The 20399-nt window shown below is 75.2% G+C and carries 18 protein-coding genes and 1 pseudogene; 15 read left to right on the plus strand and 4 right to left on the minus strand.

The genetic code is table 11. From position 1 onward, the window contains the following. Positions 1–20: 20 nt before the first annotated feature. Both QOL15_RS07370 and QOL15_RS07375 read right to left on the minus strand, forming a co-directional pair. The gene (locus tag QOL15_RS07370; protein ID WP_065959396.1) at positions 21–794 is read right to left on the minus strand and encodes an amino acid ABC transporter ATP-binding protein; all 774 of its coding nucleotides are present in this window, start codon (positions 792–794) and stop codon (positions 21–23) included. Continuing rightward, positions 791–2386 (minus strand): GNAT family N-acetyltransferase, encoded by a 1596-nt coding sequence (locus QOL15_RS07375; RefSeq protein WP_083393949.1) that lies wholly within the window; start codon positions 2384–2386, stop codon positions 791–793. The genes QOL15_RS07370 and QOL15_RS07375 overlap by 4 nt, the downstream gene beginning before the upstream one ends. 190 nt (positions 2387–2576) lie before the next feature. Between QOL15_RS07375 and QOL15_RS07380 the strand changes: the two genes are divergently transcribed. The 5 genes from QOL15_RS07380 (at position 2577) to QOL15_RS07400 (ending at position 8029) form a co-directional block, all read left to right on the plus strand. After that, a complete protein-coding gene (locus QOL15_RS07380) occupies positions 2577–3134 on the plus strand; it encodes a hypothetical protein (protein ID WP_083229962.1) in 558 nt (185 codons plus the stop codon). After that, complete coding sequence (locus QOL15_RS07385) at positions 3131–3799, plus strand: RES family NAD+ phosphorylase (protein ID WP_139197433.1); 669 nt, start codon at positions 3131–3133, stop codon at positions 3797–3799. The genes QOL15_RS07380 and QOL15_RS07385 overlap by 4 nt, the downstream gene beginning before the upstream one ends. Before the next feature lie 107 nt (positions 3800–3906). Next, complete coding sequence (locus QOL15_RS07390) at positions 3907–5004, plus strand: hypothetical protein (RefSeq protein ID WP_071246816.1); 1098 nt, start codon at positions 3907–3909, stop codon at positions 5002–5004. A 98-nt stretch (positions 5005–5102) separates the two neighbouring features. Then, positions 5103–6443 carry an alpha/beta fold hydrolase gene (locus QOL15_RS07395; protein WP_083393950.1) on the plus strand — a complete coding sequence of 447 codons (1341 nt, stop codon included), beginning with the start codon at positions 5103–5105 and terminating at the stop codon, positions 6441–6443. Further along, the gene (locus QOL15_RS07400; protein ID WP_071246818.1) at positions 6440–8029 is read left to right on the plus strand and encodes a GMC family oxidoreductase; all 1590 of its coding nucleotides are present in this window, start codon (positions 6440–6442) and stop codon (positions 8027–8029) included. Before QOL15_RS07395 ends, QOL15_RS07400 begins: the two co-directional genes overlap by 4 nt. 146 nt (positions 8030–8175) lie before the next feature. On the opposite strand, the gene QOL15_RS07405 is transcribed toward QOL15_RS07400, so the two are convergent. Continuing rightward, positions 8176–8790 carry a GIY-YIG nuclease family protein gene (locus QOL15_RS07405; protein WP_065959388.1) on the minus strand — a complete coding sequence of 205 codons (615 nt, stop codon included), beginning with the start codon at positions 8788–8790 and terminating at the stop codon, positions 8176–8178. A gap of 129 nt (positions 8791–8919) precedes the next feature. After that, positions 8920–9765 (minus strand): siderophore-interacting protein, encoded by an 846-nt coding sequence (locus QOL15_RS07410; RefSeq protein WP_071246820.1) that lies wholly within the window; start codon positions 9763–9765, stop codon positions 8920–8922. Positions 9766–9825: 60 nt separating this feature from the next. Here QOL15_RS07410 and QOL15_RS07415 point away from each other — a divergent pair, with 60 nt between their 5' ends. The 10 genes and pseudogenes from QOL15_RS07415 (at position 9826) to QOL15_RS07460 (ending at position 20323) form a co-directional block, all read left to right on the plus strand. Beyond that, positions 9826–10479 carry a heme oxygenase (biliverdin-producing) gene (locus QOL15_RS07415; protein WP_071246822.1) on the plus strand — a complete coding sequence of 218 codons (654 nt, stop codon included), beginning with the start codon at positions 9826–9828 and terminating at the stop codon, positions 10477–10479. 127 nt (positions 10480–10606) lie between these two features. After that, complete coding sequence (locus tag QOL15_RS07420) at positions 10607–13264, plus strand: phosphoenolpyruvate carboxylase (RefSeq protein WP_071246824.1); 2658 nt, start codon at positions 10607–10609, stop codon at positions 13262–13264. 223 nt (positions 13265–13487) lie between these two features. Next, positions 13488–14705 carry a multidrug effflux MFS transporter gene (locus QOL15_RS07425; protein WP_254784100.1) on the plus strand — a complete coding sequence of 406 codons (1218 nt, stop codon included), beginning with the start codon at positions 13488–13490 and terminating at the stop codon, positions 14703–14705. A gap of 56 nt (positions 14706–14761) precedes the next feature. Beyond that, positions 14762–15100, plus strand: a complete 339-nt coding sequence (locus QOL15_RS07430) for an STAS domain-containing protein (RefSeq protein ID WP_071246826.1) — start codon at positions 14762–14764, stop codon at positions 15098–15100. Continuing rightward, on the plus strand, positions 15097–15510 hold the full coding sequence (locus QOL15_RS07435) for an ATP-binding protein (RefSeq protein WP_253181523.1): 414 nt from the start codon (positions 15097–15099) through the stop codon (positions 15508–15510). Before QOL15_RS07430 ends, QOL15_RS07435 begins: the two co-directional genes overlap by 4 nt. Positions 15511–15640: 130 nt before the next feature. Next, a complete protein-coding gene (locus QOL15_RS07440; RefSeq protein ID WP_071246828.1) occupies positions 15641–16606 on the plus strand; it encodes an AraC family transcriptional regulator in 966 nt (321 codons plus the stop codon). A 71-nt stretch (positions 16607–16677) separates the two neighbouring features. Beyond that, positions 16678–17241: an alpha/beta hydrolase gene (locus QOL15_RS07445; RefSeq protein WP_254784101.1), complete on the plus strand. Its 564-nt coding sequence runs from the start codon at positions 16678–16680 to the stop codon at positions 17239–17241. A 138-nt stretch (positions 17242–17379) separates the two neighbouring features. Beyond that, positions 17380–18537, plus strand: coding sequence for a hypothetical protein (locus tag QOL15_RS07450; protein ID WP_071246832.1), 1158 nt, complete (start codon positions 17380–17382; stop codon positions 18535–18537). A gap of 62 nt (positions 18538–18599) precedes the next feature. Beyond that, positions 18600–19406 (plus strand): annotated as a pseudogene (locus QOL15_RS07455) (Nif3-like dinuclear metal center hexameric protein); the annotation flags it as partial. Between the two features lie 182 nt (positions 19407–19588). Beyond that, the gene (locus tag QOL15_RS07460; RefSeq protein WP_065959369.1) at positions 19589–20323 is read left to right on the plus strand and encodes a zinc ribbon domain-containing protein; all 735 of its coding nucleotides are present in this window, start codon (positions 19589–19591) and stop codon (positions 20321–20323) included. Positions 20324–20399 lie beyond the last annotated feature (76 nt).

Below are 20399 nucleotides of genomic sequence, written 5' to 3' on the forward strand. Positions count from 1 at the left end.
CTCCTTCGGTGGGTGCGGGTTCACCGGACGCGGGACAGGAAGTCCCGGGTCCGGGCGTGCTGTGGGGCGTCGATGACCCGGGCGGGCGGCCCCTGCTCGACGACGCGCCCGTGGTCGAGGAAGACGACGTGGTCGGCGACCTCGCGGGCGAACGCGACCTCGTGCGTGACGACCACGAGGGTCGTTCCCGACGCGGCGAGGTCCCGGACGACGCCGAGCACCTCGCCGACGAGCTCCGGGTCGAGCGCCGACGTGGGCTCGTCGAGGAGCACGACCGACGGGTCGAGCGCGAGCGCCCGGGCGATCGCGACGCGCTGCTGCTGGCCGCCGGACAACTGCCGGGGCCGGGACGCGCCGCGGTCGCCGAGCCCGACGCGCTCGAGCAGCTCCTGGGCGCGAGCGCGCGCCGCTGCGACCGGGACCCCGGCGGCGACCGGCCCCTCGGCCACGTTCTCGAGCGCCGTGAGGTGCGGGAACAGCTCGAAGTGCTGGAACACGAACCCGATCCGGGAGCGCTGCCGACGGATGTGCCGCTCGGGCAGCTCCTGGTACCGGACGCGCCCGTCCCGCCCGGTGCGCAGCCGGACCCCGATCGTCTCGCCGCCGACCGTGACGACGCCCCGGTCGAGCGGTTCGAGGTGGTTGATCGTGCGGAGCAGGGTCGACTTGCCCGAACCGGACGGCCCGAGGACGACGGTGACGCTCCCGGCGGGCAGCGACAGGTCGACACCGTCGATCACGACCTGGTCGCCGAACGCCTTGACCGCGCCGTGGACGCCGATCGCCGCGCTCACCGGGCGCTCCGGGCGTCGGCGGTGAGCACCCGGGCACCGCGCGCCGACGACGGAAGGCGACCCGCGCCTCCCGTCCGTCGCCGGACCGCACCGCGCACCCGCTGCCACGGCGTCGGCGGGAGCGAGCGCGCGGACCCGCGGTTCGTCCAGCGCTCGACGTGGTACTGCACGACCGACACCGCGCTGGTCAGCGCGAGGTACCAGAGCGTCGCGACCACGAGCAGCGGGATGATGTCCGTCGGGTAGGTGCTCGACAGGTTCTGGACCACGCCGAACAGGTCGAGCAGCGAGACGTAGAACAGCAGCGACGAGGCCTTGAGCAACCCCACCACCTGGTTGACGAACGCGGGCACGATCGACCGCAGCGCCTGCGGCAGGACGACCCGGACGAACTGCCGTCGCGGGGGGAGCCCGAGCGCCCGTGCCGCCTCGAGCTGGCCGTGGTCGACCGCGAGCACCCCCGCCCGCACGATCTCGGACGCGTAGGCGACCTCGCTCAGGCTCAGTGCGAGGACGCCGATCGCCAGGTCGCCGAGGACGTCCGCGGTGGGCACCGTGACCTGCGGGCCGAACGGGACGCCGATGCCGATCGTCGGGTACAGCGACCCGAGGTTGTACAGGAAGACGAGCACGAGGATGAGCGGCACGGACCGGAACAACCACACGTACCCCCACGCCAGCCCGGACAGCACCGGGTTCCGCGACAGCCGCGCGAGCGCGACCAGGACCCCGCCGGCGAAGCTGATCACCGCGCTCAGGCCGGTCGCCACGAGCGTGAGCTGCAGCCCGGTCAGGATCGCCGGGCTGAACAGCCACTTCCCGACCGCGGGCCAGCCCCAGGCCGGGTTCGTGAACAGCGTCTCGACGCCGTTCAGCAGGAGCACCAGCACCACCGCGGCGGCGATCCACCGCACGGGGTGGCGCAGCGGCAGGACGGGGCGGTCGAGCGCGGCGCGTGCGGCCGCGTCGATGGTCGGGGCGACCGGACGGGAGGCGCGGCCCCCCTCCGCAGCGCGGGTCGCCCCGGCAGGGTGGCCGGGTCGCGTGCCGCGGTCACCGTCGGCGGGGCGGGGCGCGAGGGTCTTCTCGAACGCGTGCACGCCGACCTCCTCGGCCGGTCTGCTGACGTCGTACAGCGGGGTGTAGCCGGCGCGCCGGTACAGGGCCACGGCCTCGGGTTGGCGCGGGCCGGTGGTCAGGACGACCCGGCGGGAGCCCCGGCGACGCGCTTCCTCCTCGAGCTCGGCGACCACGCGGCCGGCCAGGCCCCGCCCGCGGGCACCGGGCGCGGTCCAGATCCGCTTCAGCTCGACGGTCTCGTCGTCGTGCGGCATGAAGGCACCGCCGGCCACCAGTCGGTCGTCCTCGTGGAGCAGGAGGAACACCCCGCGCGGGGCCACGAAGTCCTCGGCGGGGTAGCGGGCGAGCTCCGCCGCCGCACCCCCGTCGAGCTGGTCGCCGTAGCGCGCGTCGTACTCGCGCTCGAGGTCGGCCAGGAGCGGAGCGGCGGCGGGGTCGTCCGGGTGGACGACGCGGAACACCAGCTCGCCACGCCGCGTCGAGCGGGTGGTCACGTCTGCCGTGTCGGTCATGGCGAGGACCGTACGAGCGGCGGTCCGGGCGCGGCAAGCACCGGCGCAACACGACGGCACACGACGGAACACGGCGTCACACTCGTCCCGTCGTCGGTGTGGTCGTGTCCGCGTGCCGAGTGCTCCCGAGAGGTTGACGGAGTTGTCGAAGCACGGTCCCCCGTGGTTGACTGGGTTGACAGGAGGAACCATGGCTGCGACCACACAGGCACGACACGAGCAGGCCGGGCGTCCGGGCGTCGGGGCGGACGGTGCCGCACTGCTCGACGCGCTCCGACGCCGCATCGAGAGCGGACGCGCGGCCGGGGCGCTCGACTCCGGCGTCGACGTCGAGCTGCTCGCCGACCGGATGGTCGCGGCACTCCCTTCGGTCAAGCACGAGGCCGACGCCCTGATCGGGCCGTTCTACGACACGCCGACCCTCGCGGCGTGGCGCGGGGTGACCCGCCAGGCGCTCAGCAAGGCGACGGCGAAGCGCGACCTCATCGGCCTGAAGATCGGCGACGGCAGCCTCGTCTTCCCGTCGTTCCAGTTCGGCGTGTCCGGCAGCCCGTTGCCGCACCTGCGCCAGGTCCTCGCGCTCGTCGACCCCGACCGCATCGACCCGTGGGGGAGTGCGCTCTGGCTGAACACCGAGGCCGAGGAGTTCGGCGGGACCACGGCCGCCCAGGCGCTCCGCGACGGCCGCGAGGAACAGGTGCTCGCGGCGGCCCGTCGGGCGGCGACCGCGTGGGCGGCCGACGCGTGACACCGGACCGCAACGAGGTCGCCCAGCGGCGCCCGCGACCCGACCTCGACCTGACCGACTTCCCGGCCGAGGAGTCGCGGGGCACGACGTTCTACCGGGCGAAGCGGCACGACCGTGGCGCGTGGTGGTTCGCGAGCACCGAGCCCGACGCCGACGGTGTCGACGGCGGCCGGTTCGACCTCGCCGTGCCGCGGGGCACCTGCTACTGGGCGGACGCGGTCGAGGTCGCCGTCCGGGAGCGCCTGGCGCACCACGTGCTCTCGACGAACACGGTGTTCGCGTCGCGGGCCCGGGAGATGGTCGTCGTCGCGGCCCGGGCGTCCCGCGGGCGACGCTTCGCCGACGTCACGCACCCGGCGGCCGTGCGCTCCGGGGTGGGCGCCGAGCTCCAGACGATGGGCGACTACCGCGTGCCGCAGGCCTGGGCGCGCGCGTTCGACGCCGCGGGGTTCGCGGGGGTGCGGTACAGCACGCGCTTCACGAGCGCCGCGGCCGCGAACGCCTGGGCGGTCTTCGGGGCGGCCGGTGTGCCCCGCCGTCCACGACCCGAGCGGGTGCACCGCGACGGGGTCACCGCCTGCCGCGAGGCCGGGATCCGGGTGCTCGACGACGGGTCCGAGTCCGGGCCGGAGCGCTTCACCTTCGCGACGCCGCCGCAGGACTGACCCGCGGGCACGAGCGACCGGACGCGGGCGGGACCGGTCGCGCGGCCGGTCGCGCGCTCGTGCGGCGGCGGTCGGCGCTGTCGGTGGCGGTGCCTACGGTGGCCCACGTGGTGGAACCCGTGGACGCCTGGTGGCGCCGGCGACAGTGGTCGCGCGGCACAGCCGTGCCGTACGCCGTCGGGACCTTCCGTGAAGCGTGGGCCTCGTACCCGGTCCTGGTCCGGCAGTACCACCCGGAGTGGAACCACGGGGTCGTCCTGACCCAGGTGCCGCCGCTCGCCGAGGTCCTGCTCACGTGGGAGTGCGACGTCGGCCACGTCTTCGTCGCGACCCCCGCCGAGCAGCGCTCCCGGCCGGGCCGCGAACGCCGCCGCTCGGTGTGGTGCCCGGAGTGCCAGGTCCAGGCACAGCCGCAGCGGTGGCCCGTGCTGCCCGAGGACTGGCCGGCGTCGGTGCCCGTCCCGCAGCGCGCCGTCCGGAGCGTCGGGCGCCAGACCCTGCCGTCGGCGCGCGGGGGAGCCGCAGCCGCGCGCGGACCGGCGGCCGTCGGGGCGCTGCCCGGTGCCGTCCCGTCCGGCGGCCTCCCGCCCGGTGCGGTGGCCTCGACCCGTCGTCGGCCCGTCCGTGGCGGTGCGCCCGTCCGCGGTGGTGGCCCCGTCCGGGGTGGCGGTGCGCCCGTGCGCGGTGGCGGACCGGTCGGCGGTGGCGCACCGGTGCGTTCCGGGCAGCCGATCCCGCGGGTCGTCTGCCCGAAGACCCCGCGACTGCCGTCGGGCGAGTCCTTCACGAGCACGTGCGCGCCGGCCACCGCGTCCGCGGTCGAGGCGGACCTCCGCGCGGCCCTGCAGGAGCGCTTCGCGTTCACGTTCTCGCACACGGCGATCCGCCTCGACCGACCGTTCTTCGACCACGTCGAGGCCTGGCCGGACATCGTCCTGCCGGAGCTCCGCGTCGCGATCGAGTACGACAGCACGGGCCGCCACGGGCTCGAGCACGTCGGTCCGCGGCAGGAGACCGACCGGCGGAAGGACCGTGCGGTGCGGAGTGTCGGCTGGGAGGTCGTCCGCATCCGCACCGGACGCCTGCCCGCGCTCGGCCCGTACGACCTGCAGGTGTCGGGCATCTCCCGGCGGACCGTCGACCAGCTCGCCGACACGCTGCGCGACCTGCGCGGACCGCTGTTCGTCGACGCCTACGCCCGGTGACCGCGCCCTCCGCCCGCGCCGCCGACGACCGCGGTCGGGGTACGGCAACGGGGTACGCCAGCCTGAGACCGACGCCGAGCCGCCGGTAGGAACGAACGATGACTGCGACCGTGTTCTGCCTCCACGCCCTCGGGTCGAGTTCGGAGGAGTTCGTGCTGCTCCGGTCCGAGCTCGCCGGCGACCTCGACCTGGTCGGGATCGACCTCCCCGGCTTCGGTCGCAGCCCGGCCTCGGCCGGCACGACGGTCGAGGAGATGGCCGTCGCCGTCGAGCGCGCCGTCGGGGCGAGCGGCGCCACCGAGTGGGTGCTCGTCGGCCACTCGATGGGCGGCAAGGTCGCCACGGTGGTCGCGGACCGCACCGTCTCCGGTGCGAACGGCCTGTTCGGGCTCCGCGCCGTCGTGCTGCTCGCGGCCTCGCCGCTGTCGCCCGAGCCCATGGCCGAGGACCGTCGCGCTTCGATGCTCTCGTGGGCCGAGGACGGTCGCATCCGCCCGGACCACGCCGCCGCGTTCGTCGACGCGAACACCGCCGAGGTCCTGCCGCCCGACCGGCACGAGATGGCCGTGCACGACGTCGAGCGCACGGACCCCCGCGCCTGGCGGGACTGGCTGCTCCGCGGCAGCCGCGAGGACTGGTCGGCCGACGCCGTGCCGAACCCCGTCCCGACGCTCGTGATCGCCGGGGCCGAGGACGGCGACCTCGACGCCGACGCCCAGCGACGCCTGACGATGCCGCACTGGCCCGCCGCCGAGCTGCACGTCGTCGACGGTGCGGCGCACCTGCTGCCGTGGGAGCGTCCGCTCGAGGTCGCTGCGGTCGTGCGTGACTTCTGGAACCGCCGGGTCGCGCACGCGCCGGCCGTCCCCGCCGGCGCGGTGCGCGTGATCGCCTCGCCCCGGGTCAGCGCCCGCACGCGCGGCGTCTTCGCGGTGCGCTCCCTCGCGGACGACCCCGCCGCCGAGCCCGCCGCGCTCACCCGTCGGCAGCTCGACACCCTGCGCGCCGTGGCCCGCACGGTCGTCCCGCAGCCCGGCCCGCACCACGTCGACCTGGCCCTGCGCGTGGACGCCCAGCTCGCCGCCGGCGCGGGCGACGGCTGGCGGCCCGACGGTCTGCCGACCGACGTCGAGGCGTACCGGGCGGCACTCGACGTGCTCGCCCCGGTGGTCGACGGCGGGGACCTCGATGCGGTCCTCGAGGCCGTCGCCGCCGGTCGCCACCGGTCGGACGGCCCGCTCGACGCCGGGGCGCTGCGCGCCTGGTTCGAGGACGCCAGCGTGGACCTGGTGAAGCAGTGGTTGGCGCACCCCGCGACCATGTCCGAGATCGACTACGACGGCTACGCCAACGGCGGCGACGGCGTCCGCAAACAGGGCTTCCAGTTGCTCGGAGCCGGGCAACGCGAAGCATGGGAACCAGAGGGAGCACGACGATGAGACTCGACGCACAGCGCCGCTACCAGGACGACGAGGTCGTCGACGTGGTCGTCGTGGGCACGGGTGCCGGCGGTGCTCCGCTGCTCGCCCGGCTCGCCCGCGAGGGCCTGACCGCGGTCGCCCTCGAGGCCGGCCGCAACACCGAACCCGAGGACCACCTGCCCGACGAGGTCGAGGCGCCGGCGGACATCAACTGGATGGACGAGCGGATCAGCGGCGGGTCCGCCCCGACCGCGTTCGGCCCGAACAACAGCGGCACGGGCGTGGGCGGGTCGACCCTGCACTGGGGCGCGTTCACCCCGCGGCCGAGCACCCACGACCTGCGCCTGCGCACCGAGTCCGGGCAGGGCGAGGACTGGCCGGTCGACCACGCCGAGCTGACCGCGTACATCGAGCGCGTGGAGCACGAGGTCGGCGTCGCCGGCCCCGCGCACTACCCGTGGGACCCCGCACGCCGCTACCGGATGGGCCCGCCCGCCCGGAACGCGTCCTCGGACATGATGATGCGCGGCACCGCGGCGCTCGGCATCACCGCCACCGACGCCCCGGTCGCGCTCACCACCGAGGACCGGCACCAGGAGCACCACGGCCTCCGCCAGGCCTGCGTCTCGTGCGGGTCCTGCCACCAGGGCTGCCGCAACGGCGCGAAGGTGTCGATGGACACCACCTACCTGCCCGCCGCCGTGGCGTTCGGCGCGGAGATCCGACCCGGCTCGTTCGTGCACGGCATCGAGCTCGACGGGTCCGGACGCGTCAGCGCCGTGCTCTACACGCGCGACGGCCAGGAGCGCCGCCAGCGCTGCCGGTCCCTCGTGCTCGCAGCGGGCGGGGTCGAGACGGCACGCCTGCTCCTGCACACGGGCCTGGCGAACAGCAGCGGCCAGGTGGGCCGGAACTTCACGGCGCACGGTGCGACCCAGGTCTGGGCGACCTTCGACGAGTCGATGCGCTCCTACCGCGGGTACCCGTCGTCGATCATCACCGAGGACTTCGTCCGCCCGGCCGACGCCGACTTCGCGGGTGGCTACCTCATCCAGAGCCTGGGGGTGCAGCCGCTGACCTTCGCCACGACGCTCGTGCGCGGCGGCGGGCTGCGCGGCGCCGAGTTGGTGCGGGCGATGCGCGACTACCCCCGGACGGCCGGCGTCGGGATCAACGCCGAGTGCCTGCCGTACGTCGACAACCGGCTCGTGCTGTCCGACGAGCTCGACGAGCACGGTGTCCCGCGGGCCCGGGTGTCGTTCTCGCCCGGCAGCAACGAGGACGCCATCCGCGCCCACGCCGTCCGCACCATGACCGCGATCGTCGAGGCGGCGGGCGGCACCGACGTCCGCGTGCTCGAGCGCACGGCGCACACCATCGGCACCGCGCGCATGGGGGCCGACGGCGGCAGCTCGGTCGTCGACCCGGCAGGCCGGTCGTGGGACGTGCCGAACATGTGGATCTGCGACAACTCGGTGTTCCCGAGCGCGGTCATCGCCAACCCGGCGCTGACGATCATGGCGCTGTCGCTCCGCACGGCCGACCGGTTCCTCCGTGACGACGCCGCGGCGGACCGGGCGGGAGCGGCGACCGTTGCCGCCTGACGCCTGACGCCTGACGCCTGACGCTGACGCCGGGCACGCGCACCCGAGCGAGAGCGAGCGCGAGCGTGCCGGCACCGCACCGGTGCCGGCACGGGCACGGCCCCGCCCCGACGCCCGCCGACCACCCGTTCGGCGGGCGTCGTGCGTCACCCCCGCAGGGCCAGCGCCTCGCTCGTCCACCGCGCGTGCAGCGCCCACGGGTCGGTGACCCCGGCCCCGACCACCGCGACGTGCGCGAGCAGTGCCGGGGTCGTCCGGAACCACTCGGTGCGCGGGTACCGGTCGGCCGCGAACGCGCGGTGCCGTCGGCGTTCGAGCGTGCGGTCGCCCCGTTCGAACGCCAGGAGCTCCTGGTGCGGGACCGCCGCCAGGCGCTGCCGCGGGTTCGTCGTCGTGCCGATCTTGATCCGGTCGCCGAAGTCGTCGCGCTGCCGCAGGTAGTAGACGACGTCGACGCGGGGCGGCGCGAGGTCGCCGTCCGGCACGTCGCCCCACGGCCACTCGCACACGGCGCACAGGCTGCCCGACGGGAACCGGACGCCGCTCCGCGACCCGCACAGCGGGCACGGCCCGGGCAGCACGTCCTCGACACCGGTGTGCTCGGCGGCCAGGTCGGCCACGAGCGCGACGTGCCCCGCGCACAGCGGCAGCACGGCCGCGACGGCGGGCAGTGCGTCGCCGTCGCACCCGGGGATCGCGCACCGCGCGCGGTCGCCCGCACGGCCGTCGGGGACGGGAGGGGTGCGCTTCGCGGTGACCACGCGCCGGACGCTAGCCGCACCCACCGACGTGCACCGCGCCTCCCGGCCGCACCGGAGCGCGCAGCCGCGACGACAGCGACCGCGGCGGCCGCAGCCCACCGCGACCGCGGCGGCCGCCGCGCGCCCGCGTCAGTCCGGGAACACCATGCCGACGGGTTCGCGCTTCTCCTCCTGGAACCGGTCCTCGGCACGGCCGAGCGCCCAGTACGCCGACAGCGACAGGTCGGCCTTGTCGAGTCCCCAGTCGTCCTGCAGCAGCCGACGGATCGCCTTGACCGCGGTCCGCTCGCCGTGCGCGAAGACCCGGACCGGTCGGGAGGCGCGGGGCAGTGCGCGCGCCGCCGCCAGCAGGAGCGTGCCCGGCTCGGCGCCGGTGGCGTCGCGGTGCAGCCACCGCAGGTCGACCCCGGCGGGCACCACGAGCGCCTGCTCGTCCTCGGCACCGGCCACCTCGACGAGCGCGACGCCCTGCGCGGTGGCGGGCATCGCCTCCAGGGCGGCGCCGATCGCGGGCAGGGCGCTGTCGTCGCCGAGCAGCACGTGCGTGACGGCCGGTTCGGTGGACGGCGTGTACCCGCCGCCCGGGCCGCTCAGCGCGAGCAGGTCCCCGGGACGGGCGGCGGCCGCCCAGGGCCCGGCGAGGCCGTCGTCGCCGTGCACGACGAAGTCGATCGCGATCGTCCCCGCCGCGTGGTCGACGGCGCGCACGGTGTACGTGCGGCGCGCGGGCCGCTCGTGCTTCGGCAGGGCGGTGCGGAGCGCCTCGAGGTCGTACGGCGGGGTGAGCCCGGACGACGGCGGGGCGAGCAGCAGCTTGACGTACTTGTCGGTCGCCGCGAGCCGGTCCGGGTCGGTGCCGTCGACGAAGTCCCGGAAGGCCGGCCCGCCGAGGTGGACGCGGACCATGTGCGGCGTCAGCCGTTCGGTCCGCTCGACGACGAAGACGTGCTGCTGGCGCTTCGGGCTGGGGGTCATCGGGGGACTTCCTGTCAGTGGGCTGCTTGACGTTCCGAGCACTGAGGTTAGCTTTACCTCATGGGTGCGACCGTGACGACGTTCTCCGAGCTGCTGCGGCGGCGGGCGGGCCGATCGGACGCGGCCGCCGGCACGTCCGGGGCCCACGGACTGCTCGCGGGGGAGTGCGAGGTCGCCGACTACGCCGACCTGCTCGGACAGTACGCCGTCGTGTACGCCGCACTCGAACGGGCCGCCGAACGGATGGCGGACCACCCCGTCGCGGCGCCGTTCGTCACGGCGCAGCTCACCCGGCTGCCCGCGATCCGCGCCGACCTCGAGTACCTCGTCGGCCCGGACTGGTCGGAGCTGTGCTGCCCGACGCCCGCCACCACGGCGTACGTCCGACGCCTGAACGAGGTCGCGGCGACGTCGCCCGGCGGGTTCGTGGCGCACCACTACACGCGGTACCTCGGCGACCTCAGCGGCGGCCCGTCGCTCGCCCGGCTGCTCGAGGAGCGGTTCGGCTTCGACACGAACGGCGTGCTCTTCACGATCTTCGACCAGGTCGCCGACCCGGCGGCGTTCGAGGACACCTACCGTGCCGAACTCGACGCCGCCCCGTGGTCGGCCGAGGAGCGCGAGGCCGTCCTCGCCGAGGTCGACCTGGCCGCGTCGCTCGACCGTGCGGTGCTGCGGTCCATCGGGCACGGCGCCCCCGCCGCGACGGCCTGAGCACCGGCGCCGTCGCACCGCTCGGAGTCCGTCCGGACGGTCCTCGTCACGCGTCGTCACGCGTCGCCGTCCGCCGGTACGCTGCTGGGGACCCGGGCCGCGTGCCCGGCGGACGTGAGAGGAACCCATGACGGCGATCGACGGATCGACGCGCCACGGGCGCGCACGGGACGACGTCAGCGGAGCGGTCGACAGCGACCTGCGCGCGGACGTGCGGTACCTCGGCAACCTGCTCGGGCGGGTGCTGCGGGAGACCGGTGGCGAGGACCTGCTGCACGACGTCGAGGACCTGCGGGCCGCGGTGATCGGGGCCTACGAGGGCTCCGACGCCGAGGGTGCCGCGCGGGCCGAGGCGATCGTGGCCGGCATGTCGGCCGAGCGCGCCGAGGCGGTGGCCCAGGCGTTCACGACGTACTTCCACCTCACGAACCTCGCCGAGGAGCACCACCGCGTCCGGGTCCTCCGCGGTCGCGGCGACGACGGCGGCGTCGCGGGCGACTCGTTCCCCGCGACCTACGCGTCGCTGGTCGAGCAGGTCGGCGCCGACGCCGCTGCCGAGCGGCTCCGCGACCTCCGGTTCCACCCGGTCCTCACCGCGCACCCGACCGAGGCCCGCCGTCGCGCGGTGACCACGGCGGTCCGCCGGATCACCGACCTCATCGACGAGCGCGACCGCGCCCGCAACGCCACCGCGCGTGCCGAGAACGAGCGCCGGCTGCTCGAGGAGATCACGACCCTCCTCCGCACCTCGCCGCTCCGCACGACCCGGCCGACCCCGCTCGACGAGGTCCGCACCGCGATGAGCGTGTTCGACCAGACGCTGTTCGAGATCGTGCCGCAGGTGTACCGCCTGCTCGACGACCGGCTGCTCGGCGACGACGCCGGTCGCGTGCCGGTGACCGCCCCGGCGTTCGTCCGGTTCGGCACCTGGATCGGCGGCGACCGCGACGGCAACCCGCACGTGACCGCCGACGTCACGCGGCAGGCGGCCGAGATCGCCTCCGAGCACATCCTGCTCGGCCTCGCCCGTGCCGCGACCCGGATCGGGTCGGCCCTGACGCTCGACGCCGCCGAGACCCCGGCCGACGCCGGGCTGCAGGCGCTCGTCGCCGCGCAGGAGGCCCTCGACCCGGGCATCGCCGAGCGCATCGGCGTCCGCGCCCCGAACGAGACCCACCGCCGGGCGCTGCTGTTCGTGGCCGCCCGCATCCGTGCCACCCGCCGCGGTCAGGGCCCGCTCGTCTACGACGGCCCCGAGGCGCTCCTCGCCGACCTCCGGGTCATCCAGGCCTCGCTCGTCGCGGCCGGCGCGGCACGGACCGCGAACGGCGACCTGCAGAACCTCGTCTGGCAGGTCGAGACCTTCGGCTTCCACCTGGCCGAGCTCGAGGTCCGCCAGCACTCGCAGGTGCACCGGACCGCCCTCGCCGAGATCCGCGCGGGTGGCCCGCTGAGCGAGACCACGGAGGAGGTCCTCGCGGTCTTCCGGACGATCGCCGAGCTCCAGCAGCGGTACGGCGTCCGCGCCGCGCACCGCTACATCGTCTCCTTCACCCAGTCGCCCGTCGACCTGGCGAACGTGCACGAGCTGGCCGTCGCCGCGCTCGGTTCGCCCGAGGCAGCGCCGGTGCTCGACGTCATCCCGCTGTTCGAGACCTTCGCCGACCTGCACGCCAGCGTCGACATCCTCGACGAGGCCGTGCGCACCGAGCCCTTCCAGCGCCGCCTGGCCGCGACCGGGCGCCGACTCGAGGTCATGCTCGGGTACTCGGACTCGTCGAAGGACGTCGGTCCGGTGTCGGCCAACCTGGCGCTGTACGACGCCCAGGCCCGGATCGCCGACTGGGCGCAGGACAACGACGTCGAGCTGACCCTGTTCCACGGCCGTGGCGGCTCGCTCGGCCGCGGCGGCGGACCCGCGAACGAGGCCGTCCTCGCGCAGCCGCCGGGGTCGATCGACGGTCGCCTGAAGCTCACCGAGCAGGGCGAGGTCATCTTCGCCCAGTACGGCGACCAGGACATCGCCGCCCGGCACCTCGAGCAGATGGCCTCGGCCACGCTGTTCGCGTCGTCGCCGTCGAACGAGGACCGCACCGCGGCCGCAGCAGACCGGTTCGCCGACCTCGCGCAGCAGCTCGACGACGTCTCCCGCGCCGCGTTCTACGACCTCGTCAAGGCCGACGGCTTCGCGCCCTGGTTCGCGCGGGTCACGCCGATGGAGGAGATCGGCCTGCTGCCCCTCGGCTCGCGCCCGGCCCGTCGCGGCCTGAGCGTCGAGTCGCTCGAGGACCTCCGGGCCATCCCGTGGGTCTTCTCGTGGACGCAGGCGCGCATCAACCTCGCCGGCTGGTACGGCCTCGGGTCCGCGCTGCAGGCGGTCGGCGACGTCGAGCTGCTGCGCACGGCGTACCGCGAGTGGCCGCTGTTCGGCGCGATGATCAAGAACGTCGAGATGTCGCTCGCGAAGACCGACGAGCAGATCGCGCGCCGGTACCTCGAGCTCGCCGACCGCGACGACCTCGCGGCGCAGGTGCTCGACGAGATGCTCCGCACCCGCGAGTGGGTGCTCCGGGTGTCGGGCGGCAGCGACGTGCTCGAGGACCGTCCCGTCCTCGCCCGCGCCGTGCGCCTCCGCAGCCCGTACGTCGACGCCCTGTCGCACCTGCAGCTCCGCGCGCTCCGGGCGATCCGGACGTCCGGCAGCACCGACCCGACGGACGGCGACCACCGCCTGCTCCTGCTCACCGTGAACGGCATCGCCGCCGGCCTGCAGAACACCGGGTGACCGGGTCGGGTCGCGCCGCGACCCGGTGACGGACGGGAGGCACGTGGCGGGTCCGCCACGTGCCTCCCGTCCGTCCGGGGTCGCCCCGCGCGCCCACCCGCGCCGCCTGCCGCTCTCGTGCGGCACGTCCGCTGTCGTCCGACGGCCGCGGTGTCGCACGATGCGCACGCATCCGCGGCCCTGGTCCCGTCGAACCGATTCGATGGCGCGTACCGTGGCGCGCGTGACGACGGAGCGCGCAGGGACCGGTTCGACGGCCACCACCGGGGCCGCCCTGCCCCCGATCGTCCCGCTCGCCCTCATCGTCGGGGTCTCGCCGTTCGCGACCGACATGTACATCCCGGCGCTGCCGGCGATCGCACGCGAACTCGGCACGACTCCGGGCGCCGTGCAGCTGTCGCTGACCGCGTTCCTGGTGGCGTTCGCCGTCGGCCAGCTCCTCGCCGGTCCGGTCAGCGACGGCATCGGCCGCCGCCCGCTGCTGCTCGTCGGGACGGTCGGGTTCGCGCTCGCCTCGGTCGGGTGCGCCGTCGCCCCCGACGTCGGGACGCTGGTCGCCGCGCGCGTGGTCCAGGGCCTGGCAGGGGCCGCGGGTGCCGTCGCCGGGCGGGCGATGGTGTCCGACACGACGACCGGCGCGCGGACCGCCCGCGTGTTCGGCACCCTGGCGGCGATCAACGCCCTCGGCCCGGTCGTCGCACCGCTGGCCGGGGGAGCGGTGCTGACGGTGTCGACCTGGCGGGCGATGTTCGTGGTGCTCGCCGCGCTCGGGGTCGTGTTCGCGGTCGCCGTGGTCCTGCGCTTCCGGGAGACGCTCCCGCGGTCGGCCCGGGGCGGGACGGGGTTCCGCGCGAACGGTCGACGCATCCGCGACCTGCTGGCGATCGGGAGGTTCCGCGCCTACGTGCTGACGGGGGTGCTGTCCACCATGGGCTTCTTCGCGTACATCGCCACGAGCTCGTTCGTGTTCCAGCAGCAGTTCGGCTTCAGCGAGCAGCGCTACACGCTCGTGTTCGCCACGAACGCGACGGCGATGGTGGTGACGACCCTGGTGTTCCGCCGCGTCGTCGGCCGGTTCTCCGAGGACGCGCTGCTCACCACCGGCCTGCTCGTCGGCGCGGTCGGCAGCTCGGTCGTGCTCGTCGCGGCGTCGACCGGTGCCGGACCGGTGCCCGTGTGGTGCGGTCTCGCCGTGGTGACCGGCGCCTGGGGGTTCGTGCTGCCCGCCGCGATGACGAGGACCCAGCACGTCGGGGCCGCGCACCCCGGGACCGCGGCGGCGCTCCAGGGCGGGCTGACGTTCGGACTCGGCGGGCTCGGCACCCCGCTCGCGGGCGCGCTCGGCGGGACGGCACTCGCGATGGGCGGCGTGATGGCGGTGCTCATCACGGCCGCGCTCGTCGTCCAGGTCCTCGCCACGCGGAGGAACCGTACCGGCTGACGGCACCGACCCGGTAGGTTGCTGGGTGCACCGACACTGATCAGGAGGGCGGCTGCATGGACATCCAGGTACACGAGGTCTCGTCGGACACGGCGGTGCTGGAGTGCAGCGGCCGGCTCAACATGGTGAGCGCGGGGACGTTCCGCGAGACCGTCGCGACAGTGGTCGACGGTGGGCGCGCTCGGCTCGTCGTCGAACTGTCCGGCGTCGAGTTCATGGACTCCTCCGGCCTCGGCGCCCTGGTCGGCTGCCTGAAGACCGCGCGACAGGCCGGCGGTGACCTGCGCATCGCGGCACCTTCCGAGCAGGTGCAGATGGTGCTCAAGCTCTCGAACATCGACAAGATCCTGCGGACGTACCCGGACGGGGACGTCGCGGTGACGAACTGGGGATGAGCCCCGTCATGGGCGGCCACGTGCTCGACCTCGCCTGCCCGCCGGACGACGTCACGGCGGTGCACACGTTCCTCGAGTCCGTGTGGGACCGCGAGCCCGACGTGTCCGTCGAGGACCGGATGGCCCTCGAGCTGGCGCTGGTCGAACTCGCCTCGAACGTGATCGAGCACGGCGCCGGCGGACGCCCGGTCTCCTGTTCGCTCCGCCTCGACGTCGGGGCGGACGACGTGCGGGTGCTGCTCACCGACGACGGGGTGCCGGTTCCGGTCGACCCCGCGAAGGCGCACCTGCCCGAGGGGCTCGCCGAGAGCGGCCGCGGGCTCGCGCTCGTGCAGATGGTCGTCGAGGACCTCCGCTACGAGCGTGTCGGCGACGGGAACCGCTGGACCGCGCACCGCGGCCGGCACTGACCCCTGCCCGGTACCGCTCGTCACCCGAGCGGGGGCGGCGGTCATCCACTTCCCGCACGGCGGGAGACGGTCCACGCACGCTGGACGGACACGCCGGACACCGCCCGTGCCGGGTGGGACGCTCCCCCTGATGACCATGCAGACCCCCGCCGACCCACGGACGCGCTTCGAGACGGCGGGCACCGACCTCGGTGACGCCCTCGACACGTTCGGACGGGCGTACGACGGCTCCGGGTTCGTCGGGTCGCGCACCGAACGTCCGTTCTCGTACCGGTTCCGGGTGGTCGGCGACCAGACGATGTCGTTCCGCTCGACGCTGTTCGACGCGCGTGCCGCCGGAGAGGCCGGCACCGACGACGAGTACGTCGTGATGTGGACCTCGCAGGGCGGTGGCACGATCACGGCCGGCGGCGAGGAGGTCAGCTACGCGCCGGGCACACCCGTCGTGTTCCCGACCGAGGGGTCCTTCCGCTTCGAGCTCCAGGACGTCCGCGAGAGCCTGGTGCACTTCGACCGGGGCTACCTCGAGGGCATCGCGGCCGAGCTCGGACAGACCACCCCGGGTCCGCTCGTGTTCGACCACGCGCAGACCCCGCGGGCCGAGGACCTCCGCGCCTGGAACGCCCAGGTGCGTCGGGCCGCGCAGACCGTGCTCGGGTCGGCACCGGTGTCGCCGATCGCGATGGCCGAGACCGCACGCGACACCGCCCTCGCGATGCTCCGCACGTTCCCGCACCGCCAGCTCGCCCCGACGGCACCCGTGCCCGAGGGAGCGAGCAGCCGTGTGCGCGAGGCGATCGAGTTCCTGCACGCCTTCGCGCACACGCCGATCACGACGACCGACGTCGCCGAGCACGTCGGCCTCAGTGTCCGCGGACTCCAGCAGGCGTTCCAGCGGCAGGTCGGCACGGCACCGAACGCGATGCTCCGCGGCGTCCGCATGGACCGCGTCCGCGAGGAACTCCAGCGCGGCACGCCGGGCGAGACCACGGTGGCCGAGGTCGCCGTCCGCTGGGGCTTCGCACACCTCGGCCGGTTCTCGGCGGCGTACGCCAAGCGCTTCGGCGAGTACCCCCGCGAGACCCTCGGGCACTGAGGCCGACCGGTCCGGCGTCACCCGGTGACGCGGGACGACGCCCGGCCGGAGCCGACGGCTACGATCCGACCGTGACCGAACTCCCCGTCGACGGCGCTGTGGACCACCCGTGGGTCGTGATCCCGGGCATCTGGGGCTCCGACGCCGAGCACTGGCAGTCCCGGTGGGAGCGGGACCGCGGTCCCGACGCCGTGCGCATCGCCCCCGGGTCGTGGTCCGAACCGGACCCGGAGGACTGGGCACACGCCATCTCGCGTGCCGTGGCCGCGGCGCCCCGCCGGCCCGTCCTCGTGGCGCACAGCCTCGGGGTGCTGGCGGCGGCGCACTGGCTCGTCGACCACGCGGAACAGGTCGCCGGGGCGTTCCTCGTCGCACCGCCCGACCCCGACGGCCCCGCGTTCCCGGCCGCGGCGGCGGGGTTCCGCGCCCCGAACCGGGCGGTGCAGGTACCGACCGCCCTCGTGGTGAGCGACGACGACCCGTACTGCGGCGTCGACCGGGCGCTGGGGTTCGCGGCGACCCTCGGTGCCGAGGTGCTCCGCGTGGGTCCCCGCCAGCACGTCAACGTGGCCAGCGGCGTGGGGGACTGGCCGGAGGGCCGTCGGCTGCTCGAGGCCTTCTCCGCTCGCTGCTGACCGCGCTCCCGAGACGGCGGGACGGGGTGCGACACACCGCTCACGTCCGGGGTGGCACACCACGCGCCGGACCCCGGGAACCGCGACACACCGCGGATGTGCCGCATCTCGAGGCGCGTGATATCTATCCTGCGTCACATGGAAACGCAGTCCGGTGCACGCGCTCCCCTCGTCGACCCGTTCGGGCGCGAGCTCGAGGAGTGGCTCCGGGACGCCCCGGCCACCCGGACGCCGTACCTGGCCGACCTGGTCGTCCCGCCCGTCACCGGACCGGTGCAGCGCCCCACGGCCGCCGACCTCGCCGCGGTCGACGGCGCGCAGACCGCCGTGGTCGAGCCGACCACCGCAGCGGACACCGCGGCCGCCGCCGACGCGACCACCTCCCACGACCCGAGTGTCACCACACCCGACGCCGAGCGCACCAGCCCGGACGCCGCGCGCACCGCACCGGACGGAGCATCCGAGGCGGCAGCGCCCAGCGCCTTCCGCCGCCGCGACCGCGCCCGCCACGTCGCCGCCTGCGCCCCGGCCTTCCCGGAGCCGCCGGAGCGCATCGCCCTGCGCATCGAGGACCTCGCCGTCGAGGTCGCCGCGAGCAGCGGACGCACCACCATCGAACGCATCGTCCTGCTCGAGGACGAGGTCCGACGTCGTGACGAGGACCTCGCCCGCCTCGCCGCCTGGGAGGCCACGGTCGCCGGGTACGACGACGCCGAGGTCACCGCCGCCCGCGAGTTCGCACACGCCGTCTTCGCCGACCTGCTCGCCGACGCAGCCGCCGAGTCGGACCGCCGTGAACGCGCCGCCGCCCGCCGGGCCACGGCGTCACGTTCGCTCGCGGACACCGGCCGCGGCACCGCGGACCGCGGTGCTCGGACCGTCGGCCGCGCCGCCGCGCGCCGGGCCGCGATGGCGTCCCCGGTGGTCCCCACGGTCGCCCCCGGCGCCGAGGCGACCGCCCCGGGCCGCGACGAACCGGCCCGACTCGTGCTGTCCCTCCCGGCCGTCAGCCCGGTCTCGGCGAACACGCGCCCCACGCCGCTCGTGCAGCCGGCCACCGGCCCCACGGTCATCGACCGTGCCGCCTTCGCGGCCGTGCTGACCGCGCACACCGGCGCCACCGCGAGCACGCCCGTCGTCCTGCCCGAGACGGTCGCCTCCGGCCTCGGTCCGGACGGTGCCGACGCGACACGGTCCGCCGACACCTCGAGCGCACCCGTCACGGTCGACCAGGACCAGCCGGGCTGGTGGGCACGGCTCGTGACGCGCCTGCTGCGCCTCGTCGGCCGACGCTGAACCGCCCGGGCCCGGTCCGACCCGCGGCCCGGCGGGACCGGACGGCTCGGTAGACTGACGGGATGCCGACGCTCCGCGAACTCCAGGCCGTCATCGAGGACCTGTGGCCCGCCGTCGGGGCCGAGTCCTGGGACGCCGTCGGGCTCGTCGCCGGACACCCCGACCAGCAGGTCGAGCACGTGCACCTCGCCGTCGACGCCGTCCCGGCCACCGCGAGCGAGGCCGTCGAGCTCGGCGCGGACCTCCTCCTGACGCACCACCCGCTGCTGCTCCGCGGGGTCACCACGATCGACGAGTCCACCTACAAGGGTGCGGTCCTCGCGACCCTCGTCCGCGGCGGTGCCGGGCTCCTCGCCGCGCACACGAACGCCGACGTCGTCACGACCGGCACCTCGGCCGTGCTCGCCGACCGGCTCGGGCTGACCGACCAGCGCCCGCTGGAGTCCGGCTCGGACCCCGAGACCGGCATCGGCCGCGTCGGGACCCTGCCGACGGCCACGACGCTCGGGGCCCTCGCGCGGTCCCTCGTCGACCTGCTCCCGCCCACCGCGACCGGCGTCCGCGTGTCCGGCGACTTCGACCGGCCGGTCCGCACCGTGGCGCTCTGCGCGGGTGCGGGCGACTCGCTCCTCGGCAACCCCGCGGTGCGGGCCGCCGACGTCTACGTCACGAGCGACCTGCGCCACCACCCCGCGTCGGAGTTCCGGGAGCAGGCGATGCTCGGCGACGGCCCCGCACTCGTCGACACGTCGCACTGGGCCACCGAGTGGCTCTGGCTCGACGTCGCGGCCGAGCAGCTCCGCCGGGCAGCCGGCGTCCGCGTCACCGTGAGCGACCTCCGTACCGACCCCTGGGACTTCGCCGTCCTGCCGGCAGCCGAGCCCGGCGGGCCCGCCGAGCAGCCCGCCGAGCCGGCCGAACGGGCCGACCAGCCCGCCACGCGGGCCGACCAGCCCGCCACGCGGACCGACCAGCCCGCCGAGCGGGCCGACCAGCCCGCCACCGCCGCGTCCCACCCCGACACCACCACCGTCCCCGAAGGAGACCGACCGTGAAGGCAGCACCCGAGGACCAGGTCGTCCTCCTCGACCTCCAGCGACTCGACAACGACGTGACCCGCCTCACGCACCGCATCACGTCGCTGCAGAAGGGCGACAAGCTCACCGAGCTCGGCAGCACCGCCGCGAAGCTCCGCGCCGAGCTCGTCGCCGCCACCGGCCGTGCCGAGGACGCCGAGCGGGACCTCGCACGCCTGGAGTCCGACACCGCGACCGCTCAGGCACGCATCACCCGCGACACGACGATGCTGCAGAACGTCTCGAACGCGAAGGACGCCGCCGGGCTGCAGAGCGAGATGGAGTCGCTCCAGCGGCGCATCGGCGACCTCGAGACGGCCGAGCTCGAGGTCATGGAGCAGCTCGACGTGCACCGTGCCCGGGTCGGGGACATCGAGGCGCAGCTCGCCGACGTCGAGGCCTCCCGGTCCTCGCTCGTCGCCGAACGCGACGCCGAGATCGCCCGCGTCGAGGCCGACCGCGACGCCGCGGTGCAGAGCCGGGCAGCGGTCGCCGCGAAGGTGCCCGCCGACCTCCTGGCGCTGTACGACCGGCAGCGGGCGCGGTACGGCTTCGGCGCGTCGCTCCTGCAGGGCGGCGTCTCCACGGCGTCCGGGGTGACGCTCACCAACTCGGACCTGCAGACCATCCGTCGCGCCGCACCGGACGACGTGGTGCTCTGCCCGGACAGCGACGCGATCCTGGTGCGGACGGCCGAGTCGGGCCTGTAGCCGACGCGACCAGCAGACGGACGGGAGGCGCGGTGCCAGCTGGCACCGCGCCTCCCGTCCGTCTCGTGGTCGGTGC

The sequence above is a fragment of the Curtobacterium sp. MCBA15_012 genome, from assembly GCF_001864935.2.
GTDB lineage: Bacteria > Actinomycetota > Actinomycetes > Actinomycetales > Microbacteriaceae > Curtobacterium.